We start from the raw sequence: 6,082 nt of genomic DNA on the forward strand, positions 1-6,082 counted from the left end.
TCGCGGAATTCGTCGAGGCCTTCGACTCCGAGCTCGCGGGAGTGGCCGGTCTTCTTCATGCCGCCGAACGGGCCGGCTTCGTTGTCGGTGAGCGGGTCGTTGATCCAGAAGGTGCCGGCGGTGATGCGCTCCATCGCGGTCATCGCCCACTCCATGTTGTTGGTGTAGATGTTGGCGCCGAGGCCGTACTCCTGGGCGTTGGCGAGGGCGATCGCCTCCTCGATGCCGCGCACCTTCATGATCGGCATGGTGGGTCCGAACGTCTCGGTGGCGACGATGCGCATCTCCGGGCGGACGTCGACGAGGATCGTCGGCTCGAAGAAGAAGCCCTCCTTGAGCTTGCGGCTCCGCCGGCCGCCGGTCAAGACGCGCGCGCCGTCGGCCACGGCCTCGGCGACGCGGGCCTCGACGTCGGCCAACTGCCGGGCGTTGATCACCGGACCGATATCCGTCTTGGGATCCAGCCCGTGGCCGAGGCGGAGCGACTTCGTGAACTCGACCGCCCGCGCCACGAACTCGTCGTAGATCTCTTCGAAGATGAAGTAGCGCTTGCCGCTGGTGCAGACCTGGCCGGCGTTGAGGAACGCCGCCCAGACGGCGCCCCTTGCCGCGACCTCGAGGTCGGCGTCGGGGAAGACGAGGAACGGGTCGTTGCCGCCGAGCTCGAGGTGGCACTTCTTGATCTCGCGCGCGCAGAGCTCGCCCACCCGCTGGCCTGTCGCGAGAGAGCCCGTCAGCGCGACGAGGTCGACGCCCGGATGGGTGACCAGCGCTTCGCCGACTTCACCGCCGAGGCCGTTCACGATGTTCACCGTGCCGCTTGGCAGGGCGGAGAAGGCCCGGGCGAGATCGAGCGTCGCGAGCGGCGTCTCTTCGGACGGCTTCACGACCACCGTGTTGCCGGCGGCGAGCGCCGGGGCTACCTTCCACGACATCAGCAAGAGCGGGTAGTTCCAGGGCACGATCGCGGCGACGACACCGTACGGCTCCTTGATCGTGAAGTTGACCTGGTGCGGCGCCACCGGCGGTATCGAGCTGCCACGGGCGTCGCGTCCGACCTCGGCGTAGTAGTCGAAGCAGGCCGCCGACCACTCGACCTCGTCGTAGTTCTCGCAGAAGGGCTTGCCGCCCTCGCGGGTCATGGTGGTCGCGAGCTCGTGGTGGCGCTCGCGCATCCGCCGGGCGACCTCGTGTAGCAGCGCGGCCTTTTCGACCCCCGGCACGAAGCGCCAGCCGGGGAGAGCCGCGCGCGCCGCCCGCACGGCGCGGTCGGCATCGTCCGCCGTGCCGCGGGCGACACTGCCCAGAAGCTCCCCGGTTGCGGGGTCGAGGACCGCGAGCGCGCTGCGCCTGCCGGCGGAGGGCCTGCCGTCGATCCAGTGGCTGCGCATGTTCTCCCCCTTTGCGACAAAAACGCCGCCCCTGAATGCTGGGCGGCGAGATCCGGTGAAGCGGCGATCGACGCCCGACTCAGAAGCTGAAGGTCACGCCCCCGGTGAGGATCGTCTCGTCGTCCACCTCGAGGTCGTCCAGAACGTCGAGCGCGATCGACTGCTGCGCCATGACGTGGAAGCCGAACCAGTCGGTGATCTGCACCGGAACGTCGAGGCCGATGAGCACGTCGTTCAGATCGCCGTTCGACTCTTCGAGGCCATAGTCGGCGGCGACGCCCTCGCCCAGGTTGTAACCGAAGTCGAAACTGACCGCGGCGGAGAAGTCGAGGCTCGCCTTCTCACCCAGCGGGTAGCTGTGGCTGACGCCGAACGTGGCGAAGCCGCCCTCGACGGCGTCCATGTCCTGGTAGTAGCTCACGGTCGGCGCCAGGAGGACATCGAACGAGGCGATGGCGTAGAGCTCGTAGCTGTCCTCGAAGCCGTACTCCTCGGTCGTCCGGTCGCTGTACATGTAGGAGACGGCGCCCACCGTCAGGCCGAAACTCTCGCTCAGCGCGAAGGTGTACTCCGCCCCGAAGTCGTCCTCGTTGTAGGCGACCTCTTCGCCGGAGAAGGTGAAGTCGGCGGGAATGTCGCCGCGGTAGCCGTAGTAGTAAACGCTGAAGTTGCCGACCGAGAAGGTGGCGTTCGGGACCAGGACTTCGTTGTCGCCCAGGATCGGAACGCCGCGGAACATGTAGTGATCGGCGTAATCGACGCCGACGTCGAGGCTCCAGGCCTTCTCGTCCTGGGCCTCGACCGCCGCCGAGAAGGCGAGCGCGGTGAGCGCGATGAAGCCGATGCGCAGCAGTTTCTCAGTCGTCATGAGCCAGTCCCCTCCGGTGGTTGTAAACGGTATCTTACTGCGCTTGGCGCGCTCTTCCGCACGGGCGGGAGGGGGTCGAAGGAGCGCTCTGCCCCCTCTGGAGGCCCTTCGTCAACTCCGCCCGGGGGCCGGCGGGGCCGTGGTCGAGGTCGGCGCCGATGACGGCGCCGGCAGGGCGAAGAGGGCGTCCGGGACGTCCAGGTCGACCTCGAGCTTCTGGATGCTGAAGACCGAAACCTCGGCGGGCCGCCCGGCTCCACTCCCGCCGGTTGTCTCCCGCGACTCGACGCGGTGGGCGAACAGCAGGCCGCCCACGGCGCGGAAGTCCGACAGAGTGGATTCGATCGTCACCTCGCCGTCGGGCCGGAGCTCCCGCCGCTCTTCGCGGACCTGGAGGAAGGTGGCGGCGTCGAACCAGAGGGTCCGGACCTCTCCCTGTGCCGTAGTGAGAAGGAGGCACCAGGTCTCCCCCTCCGGGCGCTTCTCCTTTCCCAGCAGCTCCACGCGGTGACCCTTGGCGGCGTAGTCGAAGGTGGGACCCTCGATCAGGTCGGCCTGCGCGCGCAGCGCCTCCCGCTCGGCGCCGTCGAGGATCTGGACCTCGAAACCGGGGAGAGCCGGGTAGGTGAACCAGGCGCGCTCGCCGTCGAAGACCTGGAGTGTGGCGAGCCCTTCGTTGGGCGCCTCGATACGGAGCCGGTCGGGGCGCTTCCAGTAGAGCTTCACAGCGTCGACCCGGCTTCCCGCCTGCTGGGTGGCTTCGAGGCGCAGCGTGCGCACGGCGCGGATCCTCTCCCGGCCTCCGAGGGCGGCGAAGTTGCGCTCCAGGATCTCGTCCGCGGAGAGAGTCGCCTCCGCACCCTCCGAAGCCGAAGGCGAGAGCGCGGGCGCCGCCTGCGGCGCCGGCTTCGTGCTCTCTGCCAGAGTGCAGGCGGCCGCCAGCAGACCGGCGAGAATCGTCATCGTGGCTTCGAATCGCATGGCGCCTGCTCCTTCGGCAAGGTGGACTTACGGCCCGCCATTCTCGCAGACCGCGCAGGGAAAAACCTCTGGCGGGCAGCTGCCGTAGGAAACGGTGGCGTAAACTTCGTCCGGCGGAATGCGTTCCAGGAGGAGTCCGGAGTGAGCAACAATCTCGAACTGCGCGAGGTGCGCAAGGCTTACGGTGATTTCGTGGCCGTCGACGGCGTCTCCCTCGCGGTGCCGCCGGGTTCCGTGTTCGGCCTGCTGGGCCAGAACGGCGCCGGCAAGACGACCAGCATCCGCATGATCATGGACATCCTCGCGCCGGACAGCGGCGAGGTGCTGTTCTTCGACCGGCCGCGCCGGCCGGAGGATCTCCGGCGGGTCGGCTACCTGCCGGAGGAGCGCGGGCTCTATCGCAAGATGTCGGTTTCCGATCATCTGCTCTTCTTCGCCGAGCTGCACGGGGTCGAGCGCCGGCGCGCCCAGAAGCTGATCGCCGAATGGCTCGAGCGGGTCGAGCTCGGAGCCTGGGCCAAAGCGAAGGTCGAGGCGCTGTCGAAGGGCATGCAGCAGAAGATCCAGCTCGTCGGCACCGTCCTCCACGACCCCGACATCCTGATCCTGGACGAGCCGTTCTCGGGGTTGGATCCGATCGCCCAGGGTCTGTTCAAGGACCTGATCGCCGACTTCAAGGCGCGCGGCAAGACCATCCTCTTCTCGACTCACATCCTCGAGCAGGCCGAGAAGCTCTGCGACCACATCTGCCTGATCTCGCACGGCAAAGTGGTACTCGCCGGCGAGCTCGCGGCGCTCAAGCGCGAACGCGGCGGCAATGTCTACCGTCTGGCGACCTCGGGCGATAAGCCCACGGTCGCGGCGGTCTCCGGTGTCCACGGCGTCGCCGAGGTGCTCGATCAGCCTTCGGGCCTGCGCCTCGTACTGGCCGCCGAGGCCGATCCGGCGGCGGTGCTGCGTGCCCTCGTCCGGCAGGTCGACGTCACCGACTTCCGCTCCGAAGTGCCCGATCTCGAAACGCTCTTCATCCAGGCGGTGCGGCATGCGAATTGACCCGATCGCGACGATCGCCAAGCGCGAATATCTGTCTCGCGTCCAGACCAAGGGCTTCTGGGTCGCGACCCTTCTGTTGCCGCTCGCCATGGGAGCCCTCGTCTTCCTGCCATCGCTCATCGCGATGAAGTCTCGCGCTTCGCAGCGCCTCGCCATCGTCGACGAGGCCGGCGGCTACGGCGAGCGGTTGGCGGCGAAGCTCGTCGAAGAAAAAGAGCCGACGCCCCCCGGGGAGGCTCTCGGCGAGCGCAGGAAGGCGCGCAACGAGGAGACCGCGCAGTTCAAGGTGGAGCTCGTCCCGCGTTCCGGCGAGCGCGCCGCGCAGCGCGCCGAGCTCGACCGCCGGGTATTGGCGGAGGAGATCGACGCCTGGCTCTGGCTCTCTCCGGAAGGACTGGCCGCGAACGAGGTCGAGTATCACGCCGAGAGCGTCTCCAACTTCATGACCCAGAGACGGCTCTCCGACGTCCTCTCCGAGGTCGTGGGCGAGGCCCGGTTGAAGGCGGCGGGGATCGATTCGGCGCGGGTGGCGGAGCTCACCCACGAGGTCGACCTCGAGACGACGCGGGTCCTCGCCGAAGGCAGCCGTCAGGAGGGCGGTATGGCCGGCTTCTTCCTGGCCTATTTCCTCTTCTTTCTGCTCTACATGGTCGTGCTGCTCTACGGCCAGCAGGTGATGAACGGCGTGCTCGAGGAGAAGAGCTCGCGCATCGTCGAGGTGATCCTCGCCACGGTGCGGCCGATCGAGCTCCTGCTCGGGAAGCTCCTCGGAATCGGCCTCGCCGGACTCACACAGCTCGTCGTCTGGCTGACGACGATGGTGGCGCTCTCGGCGCCGGCGGTGGTGGGTGCCCTGGCGCTGATGCCGGCCGACACCGAGCTCCCCCAGGTGAGCCTGGCGCTGGTCGTGCACTTCCTCATCCTCTTCCTGCTTGGCTTCTCGCTCTTCGCGACGCTCTATGCGGCGATCGGAGCGGCGACCAACAACGTCCAGGAGGCGCAGCAGTTCGCCGGGTTCCTGGTGGTTTTCCTCGTCGCGCCGGTGTTCTTCATGATTCCGATCATCAACGACCCCGACTCGACGATGGCCGTGGTGCTGTCGATGATCCCGCCGCTCACCCCGACCCTGATGATGTTGCGCATCGCGGTCAAGATGCCGCCGCTCTGGCAGATCCTGGCCGCGTATGCGCTGACTGCGGGCTTCGTCTTCTTCCTGGTGTGGGTGTGCGCGCGGATCTATCGCGTCGGCATCCTGATGTACGGCAAGAAGCCGACCTTCCAGGAGCTCTGGCGCTGGATCCGTTACGCCTAGCGGTTAGCCCCGCGGGCCGCCGCCGAAAGAGCCGCCGGGACCGTGGGGACCGCCGCCCTGTCCGCGGTGGCCTCGCTGACCGGAGAAGAGCCCGCGACCGGGGCGCTCTTCCTGCAGCGCTTGGTAGATGGCCCGCTGGGTCTCGGTGAGGATCGCCGTGAAGTCGGTGTCGAAGCGCTCCTTGGCGGCGCGCATTCCGTCGCGCGCCTGATCGATCGCGATCGCCTGCGTGCCGACGGCGGCCGGCTCGGGCGTGTCCGCGTCGAGAAGCGTGCGCAGCTGCTGGTGGGCGGCGCGCATCCCGTCGGCGAGCGGTTCGACCGTGGCTGCGAGCTCGTCCTGCAGGCGAGCCAAGGTGGCCTGCTGCTCGGACGTGAGGTCGAGAGCGCGAGTCAGGCGCTCCGCCTGGTGCTCGGCGCGGCGCTCCATGCGTTCGTCGTCGAAGTACGGCCCGTCGCCACCGCCGTGTCCGGCGAA

6 protein-coding genes are annotated in these 6,082 nt (G+C 68.1%); 2 read left to right on the forward strand and 4 right to left on the reverse strand.

All coding sequences use genetic code 11. The annotated features are described in order from the left end of the window. From KBI44_21055 to KBI44_21065, 3 genes are all read right to left on the reverse strand, one after another. Nucleotides 1-1,391, reverse strand: a 1,391-nt coding sequence (locus tag KBI44_21055; GenBank protein MBP9146974.1) for an aldehyde dehydrogenase, incomplete at its 3' end; no start/stop codon positions are given. Between the two features lie 79 nt (nucleotides 1,392-1,470). After that, nucleotides 1,471-2,259, reverse strand: coding sequence for a hypothetical protein (locus KBI44_21060; GenBank protein MBP9146975.1), 789 nt, complete (start codon nucleotides 2,257-2,259; stop codon nucleotides 1,471-1,473). Nucleotides 2,260-2,370: 111 nt separating this feature from the next. Then, on the reverse strand, nucleotides 2,371-3,240 hold the full coding sequence (locus tag KBI44_21065) for a hypothetical protein (protein MBP9146976.1): 870 nt from the start codon (nucleotides 3,238-3,240) through the stop codon (nucleotides 2,371-2,373). Between the two features lie 141 nt (nucleotides 3,241-3,381). On the opposite strand from KBI44_21065, the gene KBI44_21070 reads away from it, so the two are divergent. Together KBI44_21070 and KBI44_21075 are read left to right on the forward strand one after the other, a co-directional pair. Then, the gene (locus tag KBI44_21070; protein MBP9146977.1) at nucleotides 3,382-4,293 is read left to right on the forward strand and encodes an ATP-binding cassette domain-containing protein; all 912 of its coding nucleotides are present in this window, start codon (nucleotides 3,382-3,384) and stop codon (nucleotides 4,291-4,293) included. Continuing rightward, a complete protein-coding gene (locus tag KBI44_21075; GenBank protein ID MBP9146978.1) occupies nucleotides 4,283-5,605 on the forward strand; it encodes an ABC transporter permease in 1,323 nt (440 codons plus the stop codon). The genes KBI44_21070 and KBI44_21075 overlap by 11 nt, the downstream gene beginning before the upstream one ends. A gap of 3 nt (nucleotides 5,606-5,608) precedes the next feature. Here KBI44_21075 and KBI44_21080 read toward each other — a convergent pair. After that, nucleotides 5,609-6,082 (reverse strand): periplasmic heavy metal sensor (locus KBI44_21080; GenBank protein MBP9146979.1); only part of this gene is annotated, 474 nt, incomplete at its 5' end.

It is taken from the genome of Thermoanaerobaculia bacterium (assembly GCA_018057705.1).
Classification (GTDB): Bacteria; Acidobacteriota; Thermoanaerobaculia; order Multivoradales; family JAGPDF01; genus JAGPDF01.

What these genes read in the sequence shown, in the direction of transcription:
- KBI44_21075 (MBP9146978.1), top strand. Translation starts at nt 4,283, where the DNA reads ATGCGAATTGACCCGATCGCGACGATCGCCAAGCGCGAATATCTGTCT.
- KBI44_21060 (MBP9146975.1), bottom strand. Translation starts at nt 2,259, where the DNA reads ATGACGACTGAGAAACTGCTGCGCATCGGCTTCATCGCGCTCACCGCG.
- KBI44_21065 (MBP9146976.1), bottom strand. Translation starts at nt 3,240, where the DNA reads ATGCGATTCGAAGCCACGATGACGATTCTCGCCGGTCTGCTGGCGGCC.